General features: G+C 71.2%; 23 protein-coding genes. 11 read left to right on the top strand and 12 right to left on the bottom strand.

Going from position 1 to position 23,115, the window contains the following annotated elements; translation table 11 throughout:
• Positions 1-20 precede the first annotated feature (20 nt).
• Positions 21-740 (bottom strand): EcsC family protein, encoded by a 720-nt coding sequence (locus AB0J90_RS34235; protein WP_363603259.1) that lies wholly within the window; start codon positions 738-740, stop codon positions 21-23.
• Positions 741-851: 111 nt separating this feature from the next.
• On the bottom strand, positions 852-1,001 hold the full coding sequence (locus tag AB0J90_RS34230) for a hypothetical protein (RefSeq protein ID WP_326559647.1): 150 nt from the start codon (positions 999-1,001) through the stop codon (positions 852-854).
• 314 nt (positions 1,002-1,315) lie between these two features.
• On the opposite strand from AB0J90_RS34230, the gene AB0J90_RS34225 reads away from it, so the two are divergent.
• Positions 1,316-2,176 (top strand): hypothetical protein, encoded by an 861-nt coding sequence (locus AB0J90_RS34225; RefSeq protein ID WP_363603227.1) that lies wholly within the window; start codon positions 1,316-1,318, stop codon positions 2,174-2,176.
• Here the strand turns inward: AB0J90_RS34225 and AB0J90_RS34220 are convergent.
• The gene (locus tag AB0J90_RS34220) at positions 2,157-3,176 is read right to left on the bottom strand and encodes a peptidase M23 (protein ID WP_363603225.1); all 1,020 of its coding nucleotides are present in this window, start codon (positions 3,174-3,176) and stop codon (positions 2,157-2,159) included. The genes AB0J90_RS34225 and AB0J90_RS34220 overlap by 20 nt on opposite strands.
• A 505-nt stretch (positions 3,177-3,681) precedes the next feature.
• Here AB0J90_RS34220 and AB0J90_RS34215 point away from each other — a divergent pair.
• From AB0J90_RS34215 to AB0J90_RS34205, 3 genes are all read left to right on the top strand, one after another.
• Positions 3,682-4,608 (top strand): PAC2 family protein, encoded by a 927-nt coding sequence (locus AB0J90_RS34215; RefSeq protein ID WP_363603223.1) that lies wholly within the window; start codon positions 3,682-3,684, stop codon positions 4,606-4,608.
• Between the two features lie 159 nt (positions 4,609-4,767).
• Positions 4,768-5,580 (top strand): exodeoxyribonuclease III, encoded by an 813-nt coding sequence (locus tag AB0J90_RS34210; protein ID WP_363603221.1) that lies wholly within the window; start codon positions 4,768-4,770, stop codon positions 5,578-5,580.
• A gap of 62 nt (positions 5,581-5,642) precedes the next feature.
• Positions 5,643-5,972 carry an antibiotic biosynthesis monooxygenase gene (locus AB0J90_RS34205; protein WP_363603219.1) on the top strand — a complete coding sequence of 110 codons (330 nt, stop codon included), beginning with the start codon at positions 5,643-5,645 and terminating at the stop codon, positions 5,970-5,972.
• A gap of 82 nt (positions 5,973-6,054) precedes the next feature.
• On the opposite strand, the gene AB0J90_RS34200 is transcribed toward AB0J90_RS34205, so the two are convergent.
• The 3 genes from AB0J90_RS34200 to AB0J90_RS34190 form a co-directional block, all read right to left on the bottom strand.
• The gene (locus tag AB0J90_RS34200) at positions 6,055-6,843 is read right to left on the bottom strand and encodes a hypothetical protein (RefSeq protein ID WP_363603217.1); all 789 of its coding nucleotides are present in this window, start codon (positions 6,841-6,843) and stop codon (positions 6,055-6,057) included.
• Between the two features lie 193 nt (positions 6,844-7,036).
• On the bottom strand, positions 7,037-7,912 hold the full coding sequence (locus AB0J90_RS34195; RefSeq protein ID WP_363603215.1) for a class F sortase: 876 nt from the start codon (positions 7,910-7,912) through the stop codon (positions 7,037-7,039).
• An 11-nt stretch (positions 7,913-7,923) separates the two neighbouring features.
• Positions 7,924-8,454 (bottom strand): hypothetical protein, encoded by a 531-nt coding sequence (locus tag AB0J90_RS34190; protein WP_363603213.1) that lies wholly within the window; start codon positions 8,452-8,454, stop codon positions 7,924-7,926.
• Between the two features lie 129 nt (positions 8,455-8,583).
• On the opposite strand from AB0J90_RS34190, the gene trmB reads away from it, so the two are divergent.
• The 3 genes from trmB to AB0J90_RS34175 all read left to right on the top strand — a co-directional run bounded on the left by trmB (position 8,584) and on the right by AB0J90_RS34175 (position 12,794).
• On the top strand, positions 8,584-9,300 hold the full coding sequence (gene trmB, locus AB0J90_RS34185) for a tRNA (guanosine(46)-N7)-methyltransferase TrmB (protein WP_363603211.1): 717 nt from the start codon (positions 8,584-8,586) through the stop codon (positions 9,298-9,300).
• A 137-nt stretch (positions 9,301-9,437) separates the two neighbouring features.
• Positions 9,438-11,939 carry a DUF3516 domain-containing protein gene (locus tag AB0J90_RS34180; RefSeq protein WP_363603209.1) on the top strand — a complete coding sequence of 834 codons (2,502 nt, stop codon included), beginning with the start codon at positions 9,438-9,440 and terminating at the stop codon, positions 11,937-11,939.
• A gap of 162 nt (positions 11,940-12,101) precedes the next feature.
• Entirely contained in the window at positions 12,102-12,794 is a 693-nt protein-coding gene (locus AB0J90_RS34175) for a hypothetical protein (RefSeq protein WP_363603207.1), read from the top strand.
• Between the two features lie 89 nt (positions 12,795-12,883).
• Here AB0J90_RS34175 and AB0J90_RS34170 read toward each other — a convergent pair whose 3' ends face one another.
• The 4 genes from AB0J90_RS34170 to AB0J90_RS34155 form a co-directional block, all read right to left on the bottom strand.
• A complete protein-coding gene (locus AB0J90_RS34170; protein ID WP_363603205.1) occupies positions 12,884-13,828 on the bottom strand; it encodes an iron-siderophore ABC transporter substrate-binding protein in 945 nt (314 codons plus the stop codon).
• 95 nt (positions 13,829-13,923) lie between these two features.
• Positions 13,924-14,736 carry an ABC transporter ATP-binding protein gene (locus AB0J90_RS34165; protein ID WP_363603203.1) on the bottom strand — a complete coding sequence of 271 codons (813 nt, stop codon included), beginning with the start codon at positions 14,734-14,736 and terminating at the stop codon, positions 13,924-13,926.
• A complete protein-coding gene (locus AB0J90_RS34160) occupies positions 14,736-15,800 on the bottom strand; it encodes an iron ABC transporter permease (RefSeq protein ID WP_363603201.1) in 1,065 nt (354 codons plus the stop codon). The genes AB0J90_RS34165 and AB0J90_RS34160 overlap by 1 nt, the downstream gene beginning before the upstream one ends.
• Entirely contained in the window at positions 15,797-16,843 is a 1,047-nt protein-coding gene (locus tag AB0J90_RS34155) for an iron ABC transporter permease (RefSeq protein ID WP_363603199.1), read from the bottom strand. Before AB0J90_RS34155 ends, AB0J90_RS34160 begins: the two co-directional genes overlap by 4 nt.
• Positions 16,844-16,957: 114 nt before the next feature.
• On the opposite strand from AB0J90_RS34155, the gene AB0J90_RS34150 reads away from it, so the two are divergent.
• The 4 genes from AB0J90_RS34150 to AB0J90_RS34135 all read left to right on the top strand — a co-directional run bounded on the left by AB0J90_RS34150 (position 16,958) and on the right by AB0J90_RS34135 (position 22,533).
• Complete coding sequence (locus AB0J90_RS34150) at positions 16,958-17,320, top strand: YciI family protein (protein WP_363603197.1); 363 nt, start codon at positions 16,958-16,960, stop codon at positions 17,318-17,320.
• Positions 17,321-17,375: 55 nt separating this feature from the next.
• Positions 17,376-17,948, top strand: a complete 573-nt coding sequence (locus tag AB0J90_RS34145; protein WP_363603196.1) for a histidine phosphatase family protein — start codon at positions 17,376-17,378, stop codon at positions 17,946-17,948.
• 43 nt (positions 17,949-17,991) lie between these two features.
• Positions 17,992-22,170 (top strand): ATP-dependent RNA helicase HrpA, encoded by a 4,179-nt coding sequence (hrpA, locus tag AB0J90_RS34140; RefSeq protein ID WP_363603194.1) that lies wholly within the window; start codon positions 17,992-17,994, stop codon positions 22,168-22,170.
• A gap of 72 nt (positions 22,171-22,242) precedes the next feature.
• On the top strand, positions 22,243-22,533 hold the full coding sequence (locus AB0J90_RS34135) for a hypothetical protein (protein ID WP_363603192.1): 291 nt from the start codon (positions 22,243-22,245) through the stop codon (positions 22,531-22,533).
• On the opposite strand, the gene AB0J90_RS34130 is transcribed toward AB0J90_RS34135, so the two are convergent.
• Together AB0J90_RS34130 and AB0J90_RS34125 are read right to left on the bottom strand one after the other, a co-directional pair.
• Positions 22,520-22,810, bottom strand: a complete 291-nt coding sequence (locus AB0J90_RS34130; RefSeq protein ID WP_363603190.1) for a DUF1540 domain-containing protein — start codon at positions 22,808-22,810, stop codon at positions 22,520-22,522. The genes AB0J90_RS34135 and AB0J90_RS34130 overlap by 14 nt on opposite strands.
• Before the next feature lie 96 nt (positions 22,811-22,906).
• Positions 22,907-23,115, bottom strand: a 209-nt coding sequence (locus AB0J90_RS34125) for a substrate-binding domain-containing protein (RefSeq protein ID WP_363603188.1), incomplete at its 5' end; no start/stop codon positions are given.

Genomic DNA, 23,115 nt, shown 5'->3' with positions numbered 1-23,115 from the left:
GCCCCGGGTGCCCCGCTCGTTCAGGACCCGCGCTGGGCCGGTGCGCTGATCGCACGCTGGCCGTATAGCTCGACCGTCCGCTTGGCCAGGTCGGTGGTGGCCGACGAGTTGGCCCAGGTGCCGAGGATGATCGCCGCGCCCGGTATCACCTTGGCGAAGACCCGCTTCGCCGCCCGGATCCCGGCCATCTTGGCCAGCCGTACGCTCAGCCGCAGCACCGCCTGGCGCAGCGGGGTGTTGCCACCCCCGAACAGCACCCCGGCGCGTTCCCGGCCGGCCGCCACGCCCAGCGCCAGCCGCGCGGTCTCGGCGGCCTTGTGCACCTTCTGCAACACCAGCAGGTCGGTGGCCCGGTCCGGATGCTGCGGGTCCAGGCCGTACGCGGCGGCGATGTGCAGCACCATCCGGGCCTGGGTCCAGGCCAGCACCCCGATGTCGAGGACCGCTCCGGGCAGCCCGGCGGCTCCGGAGACCGCGCCGGAGAGGCGGGCGCGGGCAACGAACCGTTTTGTCGCGAGCTGGGCCAGCCCGTCGCGGTCGAGCCCGGGTTGGGCGGCACGGGTGGACTCGGCCCAGGCTTTCGCTTCCGGGCCGAGCCGGCGTACCGCCTCCAGGGCGAGGTGTTCCGGCGCGTACTGCGGGTCGTCGCGCATCCGCTCCCACAACCCCGCCGGTGGGGCGGCGGTCGGTTCCCCGGCGTCGGCCGGGTCGACGTCGGGAAGGCCCGGGGACGGGTCGATGCGGGTGGCCGGGGCGACGGTGGGGTCAGAGTCGGTCACGGGACACTCCGAAGGGATCGCTGCGCGGACATGGGACGGGAAGGGGTACGGGTCGCGGCCTGCCCGGCGCGGTCAGCGGCGACGGCCGTTGAATCGGGCCATGAGCTGGCGCAACCGTTGCTGGTTGCTCGGCTTGGCCATCTCGCGCCGGCCCCGGTCGACCAACTGCCGACCCCGGGGAGACTGGAGGAAGATTTTGACTCGTTGTACCAGTGATGACATCTCGTACCCCTCTCGTTGTCCCTCAGTTGTACCCACCCTGGTCGAGCGCCACACCGGGTCGGCCCGACAACCAGTCCAAAGTGGGCGCCACGAGCGCGGCACAGGCATCGATCGGAGGGGCCACCGTACGGGCGGTCCGGCTGCGGTAGCGTCGTCGGGCGTTGGACGGTCCGGGACGTACGGAGGACAACTTGGCCGGGACAGGCGACGAGCGTCCGGTACCACTACGGATCGGTGGGTGGCTCCCGCCCAGTGGGCGGCGCCCGGTACGTCCGGAGGACGCCGCGGCGACGGCACTGCTCCCGGTGGTGACCGTGACGGGTCCCGAACCCTCGGATCCGCCCCCGACGACCGGGGACGCCGGCCGGAGACGGGCCGCCCGACGCGGTACGGCCCGTGGCGGGCGTTGGCGGGTCACCGCGTTCGTCGCCGTCGCCACCGTGGCGGCGGCGGTCGGCGTACCCGTGCTGCTCTCTGGTAGTGCGGACGAGTCGGGGCCGGACCGGCAGGTGGAGCCACCCCCGCTCGCCCTGACCCGGGGGACCGACCCGGAGAGCACCCCGGCCACCACCCCGGTCCCCGGCTCGACCAGCGTCGGCAGCCGTACGCCCGCGGCGAGCCGGAGCGCGACCCGTACGGCGATCGCCACACCGAGCGGTGCCCCGGCGGTCCCACCGGCGCCCGGTGGCACCGGTGTGCCCGCGCCGCCGCCACCGGCACCACCGGCGCCGAACCAACCCGCACAGGTGGCGCCGCCGCCACCGCCACCACCGGCGGTGTTCACCGTGTCGGTGGAGGCGGAGGGGTCGGCGGCGGAACGGCGGGGCCGGACCGGCACCCGTTCACGCAGCGGGGCGTCCGGCGGCGCGGTGGTCACCGGCATCGGCGACGGGTCCGGCAACACGGTCCGGTTCACCCGGCTCACGGTGCCCGCCGCCGGCCGCTACACCCTCACCCTGTACTACTTCAGCACCCAGCGACGGTCGGGCACGCTCACCGTGAACGGCCAGCAGCGCGACGTGTCGTTCGCGGACACCGGCTCCGACAGCGCACCGGTCGGCGAGGTGTCGATCACGCTGTCCCTGCTGGCCGGTGACAACTCGGTCGAGCTCGGCAACCGGCGTAGCCGTACGGCCGACCTGGACCGGATCGTGGTCACCGGTTCGGCGGGATGATCGCGTCGACCACCTCGGTCGCCGCGCCCTCGTGCTGGGCGTAGTAGCCCGGGAACGCCGACACCTGTACGGCCTGCGCCGCGTCGGTCAGCGCCATCTGCTGCCAGCCGGGGATCCGCCGTAGCGCGTTGAAGAACTGCGCCGTCGCGTACGCCGGGTCCATCAGCTTGTCGACCGGTCCCCAACCGCTGCTGGTCCGCTGCTGGAACAGGCCGACCGAGTCGTGGTCCCAGCCGGTGCCCTGGTGCGAGTGGTTCAGCGACTCGGGCAGGGCGTTGTTGGCCAGGTTGAGCAGGTTGCTCTCCTGCATCGCGGTCGCCACCCCGATGACCAGGGCGCGACGCGGCATACCCATGTCGTGCCCGGTACGCACGATGGCCTTGGCGTTGTCCATCTGCACCCCGGTCAGGCCGGCGACCGGGCCCGGATCGACCGGCGGGGCGGGCGCGGGGGCGGCCGGGGGCGGCGACGGTTGCGCCGCGGGCACGTCCGGATCGGCCGTCGCCGTCGGGGCGGCCTCCGTACGCTTCTCCGACCGGGACGCGGCCTGGTCCGCCTGCGCCCGCTGGACCAGTGCGGACCGCGCGGCGCTCGGCTCGCTCTCGGCGGGTGTGTTCCCGGTCACGATCCGGCCCTGGGTGAAGGCGAGCAGACCGAGGGCGCAGAGCAGACCGACGGCCACCGTACGGGGAACCGGGCGGATCTGCCGGGGTGAGCCCCATCGCCGGGCCAGGGCCCGCAGGTCGGATGCCCGCAGTCGCGAAGCTTTGGTGATCACGTTGAGTGACTCTTGACGGAGTCCCGTGATCGCGGTGGCGAGTCCCTGCGTTGCGGTCACGGTCGTGCTCCGCAGTGCGGTGGTGAGCCGGTCGAGCCGCCCACGGGTGTCGGTGTCTTGGCCGGACGAGCCGGTGGCCGCCTTGTCGGAGGCCGCATCGTCCGAACGGTCAGTGGTGCCTACGGCGTCTTCCTTGGGTTCAAGTCTGTCGTCGTCACGCATCCGACGAGGCTAGGCACGGAAAAACGCAATTACGGAGGGTGACCGCGTGGCGCTCGCCACACTTGCCGGTCGGCTAACCGGGCACCCGGTGACGGGTCAGGAGCCGAGCCGCCATCTCCGGCGAGGCGGTCATACCTCCGATAGCGCGACCACCGGATCATCCCGGCATTTACCTTCGAACCGGCGCGTACGCCCAGCCCCACCGCCACCCCTCCACTGTTCGGTGGAGATTGACCGAAACGACAGGCGATCCCGGTATCAGCCGTTTGGCCAACCGTGCTGGCAGGAGGCGCTGTCCGCGGTGTAGACCGGGGGTCGTACGGCCGGATTTTCCAGCCGGGCGGCGACAACCCGACGCCACGCCCCCTGCCCAGACGCTCGCTCGCGAGTCATGCTCAAGGGGGGTGACGGAGTCGCCGAACGGAATGGACCAAGATGGCGGAAGCGTTGCGTACACCGAGGTGTCGCCTGTCGTAGGCGCATCCCGTTGAGGAGGTCCTTACCGGTGCTCGATCCGCACGAGCTCTACCAGCTCACCGACGACCTGCCCGAGCTGGGTCAGCCGGTGTTGATCCAGGCGCTGACCGGCTTCACCGACGCCGGCAACGCGACCCGGCTCGCCCGGGAACAGCTCCTGTCGACGCTGGAAGGTCGGCCGATCGCCACCTTCGACATCGACCAGCTGCTCGACTACCGCTCCCGGCGACCCACGATGATCTTCGTCGAGGACCACTGGGAGTCGTACGAGGATCCGAAACTCGAACTGCACCTGCTGCACGACGACGCGGGGACGCCGCTGCTCCTGCTCACCGGCCCGGAACCGGACATGCAGTGGGAACGGTTCACCGCCGCGGTGATCGCGGTCGCCAACCAGCTCGGCGTACGCCTGACCGTGGGGCTGAACTCGATTCCGATGGCTGTCCCGCACACCCGGCCCACCGGAGTCACCGCGCACGCCACCCGGCCCGAGCTGATCAGCGGGCACGAGCCGTGGTTGCAGCGGGTGCAGGTGCCGGGCAGCGCCGGGCACCTGCTGGAATTCCGCCTCGGTCAGCAGGGCCGCGACGCCATCGGCTTCGCGGTGCACGTGCCGCACTACGTGGCGCAGACCGAATACCCGGCCGCGGCCGAGCTGCTGCTCAGCTCCATCTCCCGGTCGACCGGGCTGCTCCTGCCCACCGAGGGTCTGCGTACCGCCGCCGAGCTGGTCCGGACCGACATCGACCGGCAGGTGGCCCAGACCGACGAGGCCGGCGCACTGGTCCACGCCCTCGAAGAGCAGTACGACGCCTTCACCCGCGGGCGCGGCGGCGCCAACCTGCTCTCCGCCCAGACCGGACCCCTGCCGACCGCCGACGAACTCGGTGCGGAGCTGGAACGGTTCCTCGCCGAACAGCAGGGCCCCCGTCCGGGCGACACCCCCGGCACCTGACGACGTCGACGTCGATCGACCCCCGGGCCGATCGACGGTCGAGCAGACCGTCTCGCTCCGGCCGGTGGCGAACCTCGCCGCCGGCCGGAGCCGCTCGGTGCCCGCGACGACGGCGCGGCAAGGTCTGCGACCGGGCCCCGCGTACGGCAGGCTGTGCACATGCGCCTGGCTACCTGGAACGTCAACTCGGTCAAGGCCCGGCTCCCCCGGTTGCTGAGCTGGCTGGCCGACACCGAACCGGACGTCGTCTGCCTCCAGGAGACGAAGTGCCCGGACGGTGCCTTCCCGGTCGCCGAGGTCGGCGAGCTCGGCTACTCCACCGCGAGCCACAGTGACGGCCGCTGGAACGGGGTGGCGATCCTCTCCCGCGTCGGACTCGACGACGTGGCGGTGGGCTTTGCCGGTGAACCCGGCTTCCCCGAACCGGAGGCCCGCGCCCTCGCGGCCACCTGCGGCGGCGTACGGGTCTGGTCGATCTACGTACCGAACGGGCGCACCCCGGACTCGCCGCACTACACGTACAAGCTGGCCTGGCTGGCCGCGCTGCGCGAGGCACTGGCCGCCGAACTGCGACCGGGCCGGCCGCTGACCGTGTGCGGGGACTACAACGTCGCCCCGACCGATGCCGACGTGTGGGACCCGGCGCTCTTCGTCGGCTCGACCCACGTCACCCCGGCCGAGCGGCAGGCCCTCGCCGAGCTGCGCGAACTCGGGCTGCGCGACGTGGTGCCGACGCCGATGAAGGGGCCGCACCCGTACACGTACTGGGACTACCGGGCCGGGATGTTCCACCAGAACAAGGGCATGCGGATCGACCTGGTGTACGCGACCGACTCCTTCGCCGACGCGGTCTCCTCGGCGTACGTGGACCGGGAGGCGCGCAAGGGCACCGGGCCCTCCGACCACGCCCCGATCGTGGTCGACACCGAACCCTCGGTGGCCGAACATGGGCCGACGGTCGCCGGGCTGTGACACGCGACCGGTCGAGCAGCTTGGCGGGCGACGGCCGGCGGCTCAGCCCCTAGGCTGGTGCCATGGCAGTCGTGAAGATCAACGCTATCGAGGTACCGGCCGGCGCGGGCGAGGAACTGGAGCGGCGCTTCGCCGCCCGCAAGGGCGCGGTGGACAAGCAGCCCGGCTTCCTCGGCTTCGAGTTGCTCCGCCCGGTCGGCGGGGAGACCCGCTACTTCGTCTACACGAAGTGGGAGAGCGAAGAGGCGTACCAGGCCTGGGCCGCGGGTCCGTCCCAGGCGGCGCACGGCCAGGGCGGCACTCCCGCCGGAGAACGCCCCAAGCCGGTCGCCACCGGCGCCAACCTGCTGGAGTTCGAGGTCGTGCAGCTCGCCGGGCCGCCGGCCGCGTAGCTGCCCGGCGAGGAGAGTCGTGCCGCCGGCTCGTACATGGTCCCTGCCGTAGTGAATCGAGGACGACGTACGAGAGTGGACGTCAGGGCGCCGGCAGCGGCTGCCCATCCTGCCAGGTGCCGGCCGACGGCGTCGGAGGCGTCGGAGGCGGACAACTTGCCGGCAGCGTCACCTGTCCCGGCAGGTGGCTGAACGTCGTCATCGTGAACCACTCGTCCAACTGTGGGTCGAAGAGGTTCTGGAAGCCGAACTGCAACACCTGCCACCACTGGCTCGGATCCCCCTGGTCGACGTACACGTCACCGAGCGCGATCGGGAACCGGAAGAACTCCCCCGGCTTCGTCGAGCCCCCGACGACACCGACCCGCCAATGATCGACGTGCCGGTCCTTGCTTCCCTGGAGGACCTCCGGTCCCACGAAACGGGCGGTCCTCAGGGTCGCGTTCAGAATGTCGCGGTTGAAGATCCCCGGGATCTTGCTGCACGGGCGCGGCGGCTCCAGTGGGATGTTCGGCCACTTGTACGTGAGCGTGTAGAGCGTGTTCTGGTAGATCAGGTTGGTGAACCAGATCGGATGCTCCGGGCCACCGGCGACCATCTGACTGTCGCCGCCCCTCCCCTGCCAGGTGAAAGGAACGTCGATCCCGAGGTCGGGCACGAGGTACCGGCCGACTCCCCGGAAATCCGCCGGCAGTTGAGGGGGCGGTGGCTGCTCCGGGTGGCTGGTCGCGGTGGGCGGGCTCGCGTTGTCGTCGTCCAGAGCCGCACGCGACACCCCGCTACCACCCGTCGGCTCGACCGGCGAGCGGGCCGGCGGGGTGATGCTCGCACCCAGCGCCAGCACCAGGACGGATCCGGTGGCGCCTGTCAAGGCGGCCAGCTTCCACATGTCTGCCCCGTTTCTCCGCGGACGATCCCGCCCCCGATCCTCCTCACCCGGCAGGCGAATCCGGTTCGCATCACCGACCGGATCCACCGGTCGAGTGAACGACGGTCACGAGGTCAGGCGTCGCAGGATCAAACGCCGCGGAATCAGGCGCCGCAGGAATCAGGCGTCGCGGGTGTCAGGCGTCGCGGGAGTCGACCAGGGAGGCGAAGGCGACGATGTTGTCCGCGTAGCCGATCCCACCACCGACCCACTCGCCGCCGCACGTGATCAGGCGCAACACCGGCCGCTCGTACGAGCCGTAGAGCCGTTCCTCGGGGAGCTTGGCCTTGTCGAAGTGCTCCACCGAGTTGACCTCGAAGATGGCAACCGACCGGTCCTCCCGGGTCACCTTGATCTTCGCGCCGGGGCGGAGCTTGACCAGGTCGTGGAAGACCGACGGGCCCTGTTTGGTGTCCGCGTGACCGACGATGATGGCCGGGCCGAACTGTCCCGGTGTGGGGCCGCGCTCGTACCAGCCGGTCTCGTTGTGCTTCTCCAACGCCGGTACGGCGATCGAACCGTCGTCGGCCAGGCCGACCCGGTGCACCGGTGCGCGTACGTCGATCGAGTCGATCTCCAGCTTGACCGGTGGGCTCGGTTCCAGCACCGGGAAGTCCAGCGGCGGCGGCCGGTCCGAACGGCTCATCAGCGTGGCCCAGAGGCCGCCGCCGGACTGCCCGAGCCCGGCCCCGGTGGCGAACACCCCGAGCAGCACCAGCACCACCGCGAGCGGCCCGATCCAGCGGCGGCCCCCGGGGCGCTCCGAGCGACCGGGGCGGGGACGGGGTGCCGGCTGGTACCTGCGCGCCGAACCACCCCAGAAGTTCGTCCGGTTCGGGGTGGGGGGCTCCTGCTCCTGCGGCGCCCGGGGCGGACCGACCGTGGCACGGGGCCGACCCAGCTTCGAACGGGTGTGATCCGTCGTCAGCAACGACCACTGCACCGACGACCGGGACGGGTTGCCCGGTCGGGGCGAGTTGGCCGGCGGACCGGCTGAGGACGGGCGGGGCATCGGCGTACCGGTCAGGGAGCGTGCCGGCCGCGGGCCGGTCCGGACGGCACCGTTGCGGCACGGCGGCGCAGCGCGACCAGGCCGAGTACGGCACCGAGCAGGGTGACCGTGATCCCGCCGACGAGCAGCAGGTCACCGGCGTCCGGACCGGCGGAGCCGCCGAAGCCGGTCGCCGGACCACGCTGGGGCCGGCCGGCCGCCACCACGTTCAGCATGGTCGAGCCGTTGCGGCCGTCCGGACAGTTGAGTTTGACCCGGAACGTGCCCGCGTCGGTGCCCTCGGGCACCAGCGCCGCCGCGGTCAGCAGGCCGTCCTGCGGCTGGGCGGTGACGGTGCCGAAGGCCGCCGACTCGACCGTGGCCGGCATGGTGTTCTCGCTGCAACTGGCCCGGATGCCGACCAGGTAGCCGGCCTCGACGGTGCTCGGGCTGAGCTGGACGTAGATGTCGCCAGCCCACGCCGGGGACGGGACGAGCAGGACGCCGGACAGGGCAAGGATGGCGGCGAGCAGCGCGCCAGCGCGTCGATGTGGAGTCGCCATGACACCTCCCGGCACCGTCGGGCAGCACCTGGCGGGCGACACCTGGCCTGCCGTACGGAAGAAATTCTCTCATTCGGTGACCACGAGCACACGCGTTCGATCTCGCTGATCGCGTAGGCTCACGTTCCTGTGACCTCCACCGACCACCCCGGGACCGACACCGTGCCCGCACGGCATGTCCCCGGGATCCGCACCTTCCATCCCCGCCGAGGTCGCCTCAGCGGGCGGCACCTCGACGCACTGGACCGGCTCTGGCCCGACTACGGCCTGATGGTCCCGGACCCACCCGAGGTGCAGGTGGATCTGTCCACCCTCTTCGGTCGCCAGGCCCCGGTGGTGCTGGAGATCGGCTCCGGAATGGGCGACGCCACCGTGGCGATGGCCGCCGCCGACTCTGGCCGAGACTATCTCGCGGTCGAGGTGCACACGCCGGGAATTGCCAACCTGATGGCGGTCACCGAACGCCGCGCGCTGACCAACGTACGGGTCGCCCGGGGCGACGCGATCGAGCTGCTGCACTGCCTGCCCGAGGAGAGCCTGGACGCGGTCCACGTGTTCTTCCCCGACCCGTGGCCCAAGGCACGGCACCACAAGCGCCGGCTGATCCAGCCCGCACACGTCGCGCTGCTGTGCTCCCGGCTCGTCCCCGGCGCGACCCTGCACTGCGCCACCGACTGGCCCGAGTACGCCCAGCAGATGCGCCAGACGCTCACCGACGACCCCGCCCTGGTCAACGCGTACGCCGGTTACGCGCCCCGGCCGGAGCACCGGCCGGTGACCAAGTTCGAACGGCGTGCCCTGGCCGCCGGCCGCCCCATCTTCGACCTGATCTTCCACCGCCGCTGAGCCCATCACCGAGCCCGTCACCGACCCCCCGCTGAGCCCGCCGCCGATCCCGTCACTGAGCCCACCGCTGAGCATCCAGAGGGTGGACAGGAGGCGGATTGGCGTTGGCGGGGTGATCCAGGCACGATTGACCGGCCATGACGCTCACCGATCAGCTGCCGGGCAGCGCCGACCCAGACCTGCTCTTCGACGCCTTCGCCAACTGGGCCAAGGATCAGGGGCTCACCCTCTACCCCCACCAGGAAGAGGCGCTGATCGAGATCGTCTCGGGCGCCAACGTCATCCTGAGCACCCCGACCGGCTCCGGTAAGAGCCTGGTGGCGACCGGTGCCCACTTCGCCGCGCTCGCCGACGACCGGGTCAGCTTCTACACCGCGCCGATCAAGGCGTTGGTGTCGGAGAAGTTCTTCGCGCTCTGCGACATCTTCGGCGCGGAGAACGTCGGCATGCTCACCGGCGACGCCAGCGTGAACGAGGACGCCCCGATCATCTGCTGCACCGCGGAGATCCTGGCCAACATCGCCCTGCGCGACGGCGACCAGGCCGACGTCGGCTTGGTGATCATGGACGAGTTCCACTTCTACGCCGAGCCGGACCGGGGCTGGGCCTGGCAGGTGCCGCTGATCGAGCTGCCCCAGGCGCAGTTCGTGCTGATGTCGGCCACGCTGGGCGATGTCAGCCGGTTCACCGACGACCTGAGCCGGCGTACCGGGCGGAGCACCGCCGTGGTCAAGAACGCCGAACGGCCGGTGCCGCTGCTGTTCTCGTACGTCACCACGCCGATGCACGAGACGCTCGAAGAACTGCTCACCACCCACCAGGCGCCGGTCTACGTCGTGCACTTCACCCAGGCGGCGGCCCTGGAACGGGCCCAGGCGCTGATGAGCATCAACATCTCCACCCGGGCCGAGAAGGACGCCATCGCCGAGGCGATCGGCAACTTCCGGTTCACCGCCGGCTTCGGCCGTACGCTGTCGCGGCTGGTCCGGCACGGCATCGGCGTGCACCACGCGGGCATGCTGCCGAAGTACCGCCGGCTGGTGGAGACCCTGGCCCAGGCCGGACTCCTCAAGGTCATCTGCGGTACGGACACCCTCGGCGTCGGCATCAACGTGCCGATCCGGACCGTGCTGTTCACCGCCCTGTCGAAGTACGACGGCGTACGCACCCGGCTGCTCAAGGCGCGCGAGTTCCACCAGATCGCCGGGCGGGCCGGACGGGCCGGCTTCGACACCATGGGCCGGGTGGTGGTGCAGGCACCCGAGCACGTGATCGAGAACGAGAAGGCGCTCGCCAAGGCGGGCGACGATCCGAAGAAGCGGCGCAAGGTGGTCCGCAAGAAGCCGCCGGAGGGCTCGATCGGCTGGGGCCAGCCGACGTACGAGCGGCTGATCGAGGCCGAGCCGGAGACGCTCACCTCCAGCTTCCACGTCAGCCACTCGATGCTGCTCAACGTGATCAGCCGGCCGGGTGACGCGTTCGCCGCGATGCGGCACCTGCTCACCGACAACCACGAGGACAAGGCCGCCCAGCGCAAGCACATCCACCGGGCGATCGCGATCTACCGGGCGCTGCTCGCCGGTGGTGTGGTCGAGCAGCTCGACGAGCCGGACGCGGCCGGACGCCGGGTACGGCTCACCGTCGACCTGCAGTTCGACTTCGCGCTCAACCAGCCGCTGTCGCCGTTCGCGCTGGCCGCGATCGAGCTGCTGGACACGGAGTCGCCGACGTACCCGCTGGACGCGTTGTCGGTGATCGAGGCGACCCTGGACGATCCGCGCCAGATCCTCTCCGCGCAGCAGTTCAAGGCGCGTGGCGAGGCGGTCCAGCAGATGAAGGCCGACGGGATCGAATACGAAGCCCGGATGGAGCTGCTCAACGAGGTCACCCACCCGAAGCCGCTCGCCGAGCTGCTGGACGCCGCGTACGAGATGTACCGGCAGGGGCACCCGTGGGTCGCCGACCACGAGCTGGCCCCGAAGTCCGTGGTCCGCGACATGTACGAGCGCGCGATGACCTTCGTCGAGTACGTCGCCTTCTACGGGCTGTCCCGCTCCGAGGGGCTGGTGCTGCGCTACCTGGCCGACGCGTACAAGGCGGTCAAGCAGACCGTGCCCGAGGACGCCAAGACCGAGGAGTTGATCGACCTCATCGAGTGGCTGGGTGAGCTGGTCCGCCAGGTCGACTCCAGCCTGATCGACGAGTGGGAGCGGCTGCGCAACCCGACCGAGGAGGGCGTGGAGGCGGTGGTCGACCTGCGCCCGCCAGCCGTCACCGGTAACCTGCGCGCGTTCCGGGTGCTGGTACGCAACGCGATGTTCCGCCGGGTCGAGCTGGCCGCGCTGCGCCGCTACGACGAGCTGGGCGAATTGGACAACGAGGCGGGTTGGACCGGCGACGACTGGGCCGACGCGCTGGAGCCTTACTTCGAGGCGTACGACGAGATCGGCACCGGTCCGGCCGCGCGCGGTCCGGCGTTGCTCCTGCTCGACCAGCAGCGGGACAAGTGGACGGTCCGGCAGATCTTCGACGACCCGAACGGCGACCACGACTGGGGTATCAGCGCGGAGGTCGACCTGGCCGCGTCCGACGAGGCCGGTGCGGCGGTGGTCCGGGTGACCGAGGTGGGCCAGCTCTAGCCGCCCGCGCGGACCCGCGCCGGACCGCCCTCACTGTGCGGAATCTCGGCCGCACCAGACAGCAATATTCGCTGTCCGGTACGGCCGTTTTCGGCTGGGCGGAGCGGTGCCGATCGATTAGAATGGGTGTACTAATCCGGCTCCTGACCTGGGAGGACTGCCGTGACTGCGCCCGCCTCCAGTGCACCGCCCGCAACCACCGCGCCCGCCGCCGCCACCCAGCCCGCCGCTCCCGTTCTGCCCTACGCGACCCTGCTCGCCTTCTCCCGCTACGTCGACCGCACCGGCCCGGCGAAGGCGAACTTCGTCGGCGGGCTGCGCAAGCAGCGGGCCAGCCGCTCCGGCTTCAACCCTCACGGTCAGTTCGTCAAGGCGCTCAAGTCCGACCTGGCGTTCCACACCGGCGGCACCCACGTCAACCAGGTACCCGACCTGGTCAAGCCGCGCTGGCGACCGCTCTACCAGGCGCTGGTCCCGGGCACGTTGGCGTACCTCAACTCGCTCGGTGACCCGCGGTCGGTCGAGCTGGCCCAGACCCACGACGCGCTCGGCCTGCTCGGCGGGCTACCGGTCAAGATCAATCCGCATCTCGGGCTGCGGTTCGCGGACGGCCACGCCGAGGCGGTGAGGTTGCACTTCGACGAGGCACCGCCGAGCGACGAACTGGTGCTGGCCAGCCTGCACCTGATGGCCCGACACATGGACCAGGTGCTTCCGCACGCCGAGCCGGTGCTGGTCGACGTGCGCCGGGGCGTCACCCACCGCCGCAGCCCGTCCGTCCGCGCCGAGCAGGTCGAAAGCTGGCTGGCCGGCGAGGCAGCCGCCTTCAGCGCCATCTGGTCCACCGCCGCCTGACCCTCCCCCCACTCTCCCCACCCCTCCCCCCAAGATCATCACTCCCGTAGAGAAAGAGTGCGGATCTTGGGGGGTGGGCGCGGTGGGGGTCAGGCGGGGAGGAGGTACTTCTCCAGGTCATCGAGGATCTTGCCGGCGGCGGTGACGCCGATGCCGGTCATCCAGGTCTCGTCGGAGACGGTGTACGCCTTACCCGCCTTCACCGCGGAGAGGTTGCGCCACAGGTTGCCGCCGGTCACCTCGGTCTGCCGCACGACGGCCTTCTCGCCGAACGCGCAGACGAAGATGACGTCGCCGTCGACCTCGCTGATCCGCTCCGGGCTGACCGAGTCGAACCGCTTGTCCTCCTTGTTCGCCAGCAGCTGCCGCTCGGTACGGCCGAGGCCGACGTCACCGAGGACGATGCCGGAGAAAGAGTCGGGTCCGTACACCCGGATCTCGGTGGCGCGGAACCGGACGATGGAGATCTTCTTCGCGGCCGGGTCGCCGATCTTGGTGCCGACCTCCTTGGCCCGCTTCTCGTAGCCGGCCATCAGGTCCTTGGCTTCCTGCTCCTTGCCGAGCGCCTGACCGTCGAGGAGGAAGTTCGCCTTCCAGGTGATGCCGACCTTGTCGGTGAAGACGGTCGGGGCGATCGCGCTGAGCTCGTCGTAGAACTTCTCCTGGCGGAACTTGCTGCCCATGATCAGGTCGGGCTTGAGCGCGGTGATCGCCTCGAGGTCGGGCTCGGTGGTCAGGCCGACGAGCTTGATCGAGGCGACCTTGTCACCGAGGTAGGTGGGCAGCCCGTCAGACTCGCTGGCGATGGCGGTGCCGACCGGCACGATGCCGAGCGACAGCGCACTGTCGATCTTGTCGCTGTCGAGGACCACGACCCGTTGCGGGTGGACCGGGACCTCGGTGGTGCCCATCGCGTGCACGACCGGGTGCGTCTGCGCCTCGGTTCCGCCGGCCACCGGGTCGCTCTTGGCGCATCCGGTCAGGCCGACACCGAGGGCGACGACCGCGGCGAGGGTGGCGGCGGGACGGCGCATGGGTGTTCCTTTCGGTTCAACTTCGACGGGTACGGCGGGTCGCCGCATCCTTCTCGTGATCGGGTACGGCGTTCGGCCGTACCCGATCGGGTGGGTCAGGCGGACACGGCGGTTGCCGTACCGGCCGGAGACGGGGTGGTGAGTGCGGGTACGACCAGCGGCGCACCGCTCACCGGGCAGGGCACGACCACACATTCGAGCCCGAAGACGTCACGGACCAGGTCGGCGGTGAGGATCTCCCGGGGCGGTCCGGCGGCGACGACCTCACCGGCGCGCATGGCGACCAGGTGGTCGGCGTACCTGGCCGCCTGGTTGAGGTCGTGCAGGACGGCGACGACGGTCCGGCCGCGCTCGGCCCGCAGGCGGTGCAGCAGGTCCAGGATCTCCACCTGGTGCGCCAGGTCGAGGAAGGTGGTCGGCTCGTCGAGCAGGAGCGCGTCGGTCTGCTGGGCCAGGGTCATCGCGATCCAGACCCGCTGCCGCTGACCGCCGGAGAGGGTGTCCACCGCGCGGTCGGCCAGCGTGTCGACGGCGGCGAGCGCCATCGCCTCGCGTACGGCCTCGGCGTCCTGCGGTGACCACTGCCGCCACCAGCTCTGGTGCGGTTGCCGGCCCCGTCCGACCAGGTCGGCGACGGTCACCCCCTCGGGAACCAGCGGGCTCTGTGGCAGTACGCCGAGCCGCCGGGCCACCTCGCGGGTGGGCAGTTCCCGGATGGCGGTGCCGTCGAGCAGGACGGTACCGGCGCGCGGGGTGAGCAGCCGGGCCATGGTGCGCAGCAGGGTGGACTTGCCGCAGGCGTTCGGGCCGACGATGACGGTGAACGCGCCGGCCGGCAGGTCGAGGTCGAGCCGGTCGAGCACGGTCCGCTCGTCGTAGCCGGCGACGAGTTCACGGGTGGACAGCATCACGAATTCCTCCGGCGTCCGCGCACGAGCAGGAACAGCAGGTACGGCCCGCCGATGGCCGCGGTGAGTACGCCGGCGGGCAGTTGCGCCGGCGCGAACAGGCGCCGCCCGGCGAGGTCGGCGAGCACCACCAGCAGGGCCCCGACCAGCGCCGCGCAGACCAGTGGGGGCCGTTCGGTGCGGGCGAGCCGCCGGGCCACCTGGGGTGCGACGAGTGCGACGAAGTCGACCGCGCCGACCTGGGCGGTCACCATCGCGGCGACAAGTACGCCGACGCCGGCCAGGCCGATCCGCCGGGCGGCAGGGCGCAGCCCGAGTCCTCGTGCGGTGTCGTCGTCGAGTGCGCTGGTGTGCAACGCCCAGCCGGCCCAGAACAGCACCGGCAGCAGCACCACGAGGGTGACCGCGATCCAGGTCGCCTCGGTCCAGCCCTTGCCGGCGAGGGTGCCGACCAGCCAGATCTGGGCCCGCTGTCCGTCGATCGGGTCGGCGGAGATCATGACGACCTCGGTGACGGCGCGCAGCGCCATCGCGACCGCGACCCCGGCGAGGACGAACCGCTGGGCGGCCAGCCCGTGCCGGGCGCCGAGGGCGAACACCGCCGCGGCCGCGATCAGGCCACCGGCGAGCGCGCTCGGTGCGAGGATCGCGGCCGAGGCGCCGGTGGTCAGCGCGATGGTGGCGACCAGGCCGGCGCCCTGGGTGATGCCGATGATGTCGGGGCTGGCGAGCGGGTTGCGGGCGACGCTCTGGATCAGGGTGCCGGCGATGCCGAAGGCCGCGCCGACGGCCACCGCGAGCACCACCCGGGGCAGCCTGAGCCGGTTCACGACCACGTCGTACGGGGTCCCGGTGCCGTTCGGGTCGCCGAGGTTGCCCAACGAGTGCAGTACGTCGACCGGGGCGACGTACGGGGTGCCGAGCGACAGGCTCAGCACCATGGCCCCGGCGAGCAGGAGTACGAGCACCACCGCGACCAGGATCGAGCGGCGCCGGACGAGCACGTTGACCCGCCCGAGGCGCAGCAGTGAGCGGCCGGGCAACAGTTGGGTGGAGGCGCTCACGCGGTCACCACCCGGGCCCGGCGGACCAGCAGGGCGAGCAGCGGGGCGCCGATCAGGGCGGTGACGATGCCGGCGGGCACCTCACCGGGCGGTGCGATCAGGCGTCCGACGATGTCGGCGCCGAGCAGCAGGGCCGGGCCGAGCAGCACCGAGACGGCCAGGGTCCAGCGCTGGTCGGCGCCGACCAGCGCGCGGGCCAGGTGGGGCACGGCGAGGCCGACGAAGGCGATCGGGCCGGCCGCGGCGACTCCGGCACCGGTGAGCAGCACCGCCGCGGCTCCGCCGCCGATCCGGATCAGTCCGACCCGGTTGCCGAGGCCACGGGCGACGTCGTCGCCGAGGGCGAGCGCGTCCAGTCCTCGGGTGACCATCGCGGCGAGCAGCAGTCCGGCGATGACGAACGGGGCGACCTGGGCGGCGACGTCGACGTCACGACCGCCCAGCCCGCCGACGACCCAGAACCGGTACTCCTCGAAGGTACGGGCGTCGACGGTGAGCAGGCCGATGGTGACCGCGCCGAGGCTGGCGTCCAGGGCGGCGCCGACCAGGGCGAGCGTGACCGGGTTCGCGCCGTCGCGGGTACGGCTGGCGACGCCGAAGACGAGCAGTCCGGCGAGGAGCGCCCCGACGATGCCGAACCAGACGTACCCGTTGAGGGTGCCGACGCCGAACACGGCGATGGCGGTGACCACGCCGAGCGACGCCCCGGCGCTGATGCCGAGGATGCGCGGCTCGGCGAGCGGGTTGCGGGTGAGGGCCTGGAGCAGTACCCCGGCGACGGCGAGGGCCGCGCCGACGGCCAGCCCGAGCACCGTACGGGGGATGCGCAGGTCGTGCACGATGCTGCTGGCCTCTCCCCCGTCCGGGGCGACCAGCGCGTGCCAGACCTCCGCGGGCGCGAGTGGTTTGCTGCCGAGCGCCAGGCTCGCCAGCACCAGCAGGCCGAGCAGGATCAGCGCTCCGAGGACGACCGTGATCCGGCTGCGCCCGGACCGGCGGGTCGGCGTCACCGCCACCCTTGGTCGCTCCGCAACGTCATGCACCCGCTCTCACCTCCCCGCTTAGGATCGGCTTACCTTAGGATCTTGTCGGTCCCCGGCCTAACAAGAGATGACCGATCTCACCGTCAGCCGCCCCGCGCGCCCTAGCCTGAAGGCATGCACTTCGAGCACCACACGGTGGTCCTGGTACGTCGCCCGACGGCTCCGCCGGAGCTGCCCGAGGCGGCGCTGCTCCGGCTCTGGGACGCCCACCGGGCCCATCAGGACGGGCTGGTGGAGCAGGGGCACGTGATCGCCGCCGGACCGCTGGTCGGGCCGGACGGCACGGACGCCGGTGAGCTCTGTGTGTTCGTCGGCGAGCCGGAGCTGGCCGGGCGGCTCTACGACAACGACCCGGCCGTACGCGCCGGCCGGCTCTCGGTCGAGGTGCTGATCTGGGGTACGCCGCCGGGCAACGTCCGGTTCCGCAACGTGCCGCTGCCGGCGACGCTGCTCGAACCCGGCCCGTCACCGAGCTGACCCGACACCGGCCGACCCGACTCCGACACCGACCGGCATCCGGCAGGCTGGCGGCATGGGGGTCGACATCATCTTCGAGACGCACGCGATGACCAGTGACGACGAGGCCGGACGAGCGACCGGCTGGCAGCCCGGTCAACTGTCCGCGTACGGGCGGCGGTGTGCCAGGGAACTCGGCGAGCGCCGCCGGGGCGACGGGCTGGGCGCGATCTTCTGTTCCGACCTGGATCGGGCGGTGGCCACCGTCGAGCTGGCGTTCCGCGGCTTCCGGATCCCGGTGCACCGGGACACCCGGCTGCGCGAGTGTGATTTCGGCGACCTCGACGGCGCACCGCTGACCGAGGTGCTGTCCCGGCAGGCCGTGCACCTCGACCAGCCGTTTCCCAACGGGCAGAGCTTCCGGCAGGTGGTCGACCAGGCGTACGGCTTCCTGCGCGACCTGGCCAGTGCCTGGGACGGCCACCGGGTGCTGGTGGTGGCCCATCCGAGCACCCGGTGGGCACTGGAACACCTGATCAACGGCCGGCCGTTGACCGACCCGGTCGCGCGACCGGAACACCACCCGGAAGGTTGGGCGTACGCGCTGCCGTCGGGCTGGGCCGGGCAGCGGTCAGACGACGGGGGATAACCAGGGGCACTCGTCGGCGACGCTGCCTATCCTTGGCAGCGACATGCAGACACCATCCGCCCGCGCGCTGCCCGATCCGATCCGCGAGGTGCAGGCCAGCCTGCCCGAACTGATCTTCCGTGACCAACGCCGGCTCCAGCGCCGGATAGACGGCGTACGCCGGATCCGCGACCCGCTCAAACGGGAGCTGGCCGGTGAGGAACTCGTCGCGGAACTGGCCGGGGCGCAGGAGCGGCTGGCCCGGCGGCGGGCCGCCGTACCGGTGATCACGTACCCGGCCGGGCTGCCGGTGAGCGAGAAGCGCGAGGACATCGCGGCGGCGATCCGGGACCACCAGGTGGTGATCGTCGCGGGCGAGACCGGCTCCGGCAAGACCACCCAGATACCGAAGATCTGCCTGGAGCTGGGACGCGGCGTACGGGGCCTGATCGGGCACACCCAGCCGCGCCGACTGGCGGCCCGTACGGTGGCCGACCGGATCGCCGAGGAACTCGGCACCGAGTTGGGTGGCACGGTCGGTTACAAGGTGCGTTTCACCGACCAGGTGAGCGACCGGAGCCTGATCAAACTGATGACCGACGGCATCCTGCTCGCCGAGTTGCAGCAGGACCGGATGCTGCACCAGTACGACACGCTGATCATCGACGAGGCACACGAGCGCAGCCTCAACATCGACTTCATCCTCGGTTACCTGCGGCAACTTCTCCCCCGCCGGCCCGACCTGAAGGTGATCATCACCTCCGCCACCATCGACCCGCACCGCTTCGCCCGGCACTTCGGCGGCCTGACGGGCGCAGCCGACACCAGAAGCGGGGACAGGGACGGCAGCGGGAGCGGGGACGGCAGCGGGGACGGGGACGGTAGCGGCGGGCCGCCGGTGGTGGAGGTGTCCGGTCGGACGTACCCGGTCGAGGTCCGTTACCGGCCGCTGGTCGAGGTCACCGAGGAGACCGAGGACGGCGACAACGTACGCGACCAGGTCCAGGCGATCGGCGACGCGGTCGAGGAACTGGCCGCCGAGGGGCCGGGCGACATCCTGGTCTTCCTCAGCGGTGAGCGGGAGATCCGGGACACCGCCGACGCGCTGAGCCGACTGGTCCAGGGCAAGCCCCGGCTGCGCGGGACCGAGATCCTGCCGCTGTACGCCCGGCTGTCCACCGCCGAGCAGCACCGGGTCTTCCAGTCGCATTCGAACCGCCGGGTGGTGCTCGCCACCAACGTCGCCGAAACCTCGCTGACCGTCCCCGGCATCAAGTACGTGATCGACCCCGGTACGGCGAGGATCTCCCGCTACAGCCACCGGCTCAAGGTGCAGCGGCTGCCGATCGAGGCGGTGTCGCAGGCGTCGGCCAACCAGCGCAAGGGCCGCTGCGGGCGTACGTCCGACGGCATCTGTATCCGGCTCTACGACGAGTCGGACTTCCTCAGCCGGCCCGAGTTCACCGAGCCGGAGATCCTGCGGACCAACCTCGCCTCGGTCATCCTGCAGATGACCGCGATCGGGCTCGGTGACATCGCCGCGTTCCCGTTCATCGACCCGCCGGACCGGCGCAACATCACCGACGGGGTGAACCTGCTGCACGAGTTGGGCGCGCTCGACCCCGCCCAGACGGACCTGAACCGCCGGCTCACCCCGCTCGGCCGCAAGCTGGCCCAGCTCCCGGTCGACCCGCGGTTGGCCAGGATGGTGCTGGAGGGCGAGACCAACGGCTGCGCCGAGGACGTCATGGTGATCGCCGCCGCGCTCTCCATCCAGGACCCGAGGGAGCGGCCGGTCGAGAAGCAGGCGCAGGCCGACCAGTCGCACGCCCGCTTCGCCGACCCGGAGTCGGACTTCATCACCCTGCTCAACCTCTGGCGTTACCTGCGCGAACAGCAGCGGGAGCTGTCCTCCAGCGCATTCCGCCGGATGTGCCGGGCCGAATACCTCAACTACCTGCGGGTACGCGAGTGGCAGGACATCTTCAGCCAGCTCCGGCAGGTCACCCGTACGCTCGACGGCGGCAACCCGCGCGGCCAGCGACCGGGCCGCGACCGTCGGGGGCGCGGCGCCGCCGAGCCGGCCGCGACGGCCCAAGGTCAGGTCGAGCCGGCGCCGGACGGGGACGGCACCGAGGTCACCGTCGACCCCCGACGGATCCACCAGTCGCTGCTCGCCGGCCTCCTGTCCCACGTCGGAGTCAAGGACATCCAGGGTTCGGCGAAGGGCGCGGCGGCCGGTTCGGGTGGCGGCGGGCGCGGCAGCGAGTATCTCGGCGCCCGGGGCGCGAAGTTCGCCATCTTCCCCGGCTCCGCGCTGGCCCGCCGTCCCCCGCTCTGGGTGATGGCCGCGGAACTCGTGGAGACCTCCCGGCTCTGGGGTCGGGTCGCGGCGAAGGTGGAACCGGAGTGGGTCGAGTCGCTGGCCCAGCACCTGGTGAAACGCACCTACAGCGAGCCGCACTGGGAGAAGAAGCAGGCCTCGGTGGTGGCCCAGGAGAAGGTCACCCTGTACGGCATCCCGCTGGTCACCAACCGCAAGGTGAACTTCGGCCGGATCGACCCGGAGCTGTCCCGCGAACTGTTCATCCGGCACGCCCTGGTGGAGGGCGACTGGCAGACCCCGCACCGGTTCTTCCACGCCAACCGGGAGTTGCTCGACGAGGTCGAGGAGTTGGAGAACCGGGTCCGGCGGCGGGACATCCTGGTCGACGACGAGACGCTGTTCGACTTCTACCAGCAGCGCATCCCGGCCGAGGTGGTCTCCGGCCGGCACTTCGACAGCTGGTGGAAGCGGACCCGGCGGGAGCAGCCCGAACTGCTCACCTTCGACCGGAGCATGCTGATCAACAGCGGTCGCGGCGGGATCGAGGAGGCGGACTACCCGGACGAGTGGCACTCCGGCGGGCTGGCGCTGCCGCTGACGTACCGCTTCGAGCCGGGCACGAACGCCGACGGGGTCACCGTCGACATCCCGCTGCCGATGCTCAACCAGGTGCCGGTGGAGAGCTTCGACTGGCAGGTGCCGGGGCTGCGGGAGGAGGTGGTGATCGCGCTGATCCGGTCGCTGCCGAAGGCCGTACGCCGCAACTTCGTCCCGGTGCCCGACTATGCGCGGGCCGTGCTCGCCTCGATCAAACCCGGAGCGGAGCCGTTGGTCGACGCGCTCACCCGGGAGCTGCGCCGGATGACCGGGGTGACCGTGCCGCGCGAGTCGTGGGACCTGGAAAAGCTGCCGGCGCACCTGCGTCTCAACTTCCGGGTGCTCGACGACGAGAACAAGGCGGTCGCACAGGGCCGGGACCTGACCGCGCTGCAACGCCAGCTCAAGACCGAGGTACGCCAGACCGTCGCCGCCGCCGCACCGGAACTCGAACGGCACGGCCTGCGGGAGTGGAGCATCGGCACCCTGCCCCGCACGATCGAGCAGGTCCGAGCCGGTTACCGGGTGACCGCCCATCCGGCGCTGGTGGACGAGGGTGAAACCGTCGGCGTACGGGTCTTCGACTCGGCGGCCGAGGCGCAGCAGGCGATGTGGGCGGGTACCCGTCGGCTGTTGCGGCTCACCGTCGCCTCACCGGTGAAGTTCCTCCAGGGTCGGCTGAGCAACGAGGCGAAGCTGGCGCTGAGCCGCAACCCGCACCGCAACGTACTGGACCTGCTCGACGACGCGGCCGGGGCGGCGATCGACAAGCTGATCGCGGACGCGGGTGGGCCGGCCTGGGACGCGGAGGGCTTCGCCGCGCTGCGCGACCGGGTCCGCGCCGACCTGGTCGACACCGTGGTCGAGGTGGTCGGCCGGGTGCAGCGGGCGCTGAGCGCGGCGTACGCGGTGGAGCAGCGGCTGGGTCGGACCACGAGCCTGACCCTGGTGGCGGCACTGGCCGACATCCGGGCGCAGCTCTCGGCACTGGTGCACCGGGGCTTCGTCACCGAGACCGGGTACGCCCGGCTGGCCGACCTGCCCCGCTACCTGACCGCGATCGAGCGGCGGCTGGACCGGCTGCCGCAGGATCCCGTACGCGACCGCAACCAGCTCGCCCGGATCACCCAGGTGCAGCAGGAGTACGACCAGATGCTGGCCAACCTGCCGCCGGGGCGCCGAAACGACGACGCCGTACGGCAGATCCGCTGGCTGATCGAGGAGTTGCGGGTGAACGTGTTCGCCCAGGCGCTCGGCACCCCGTACCCGGTTTCGGAGCAGCGGATCTACCGGGCGATGGACCTGGCCGAGGGCCGCTGACGGCGGATCGGGATCCGGTCGCGATCGGACGGAGACGGCGGCGCCGCACGCTGGTTCGCAGGGGGTGGCGGCATGGCTCTGGTCCGGGCGGTACTCGACCCGTTGCTGTTCGGACTGGTGGGGTTGATGTTCGCGCTGCCGTTCGCGGTGATGGCGGTCGAGAACGAGGACCGCGACGTACGCATCAGCGAGGCATGGTCCGGCGTCGGTCTCACCACCGGCGCGCAGGGCGTGTACCGGGTGGTGTACACCGAGTACGACAACACCGTGCACGACCTGCGGGGTCAGGACATTCTCCGCGCCCAGGTGCACATGAGCGACCCGGACGAGGGTTGGGTCCTGGCGTGGCTCAGGCCATGGTGAAGGTCTGGCAGTCGGCGGCGTCGAGTCCGGGTGCGACCGTGATCGCCGAGGCGTGACATTCGAGGCCCTGGTTGTGCCGGCACTCGGTCCGCTTGCACGCGCCGACCTGCGCGCTCGCCTCGTCGGTGCCGCCCTTGTCCGTGCTGTCGATGAACGTGTCGCACTGGGAGTTGCCGAGGCCGATAGTGATGGCGAAGGCGTGGCATCCGTCGTGGTTGTAGCCGCAGTCGCTGACCGAACAGTCCTGTACGCGCGGCATTTCCAACATCTGGGTCATGGTTTTTCCTCTCCCTATTTCCCCACACGTTAGATCGGGCCACTGCGCGCGGCAGCCGGTTCGGCGAATCAAACTCTCCACATATTCCGGGCTCCCCTATTGATAAGGCTTGCCTTTCCTTATGCCAATCGCGGTTTCCGGCGGCGGGGCGGTGCTCTCCCGCCGGATGAGTTCGGCCGGCACCTGTTCGGCGTGGTTCGGCTCCATCGGCTGCAGGGCGAGGGTCATGGCGCGGGCGCCCATGTCGGCGAGGGGGAGGCGGACGGTGGTGAGGGTGGGGGTGACGTCGCGGGCGATGGGCATGT

This window comes from Micromonospora sp. NPDC049523 (genome assembly GCF_040676775.1).
Lineage (GTDB): Bacteria > Actinomycetota > Actinomycetes > Mycobacteriales > Micromonosporaceae > Micromonospora_G.
This window is presented reverse-complemented; position numbering and strand designations above follow the sequence as displayed.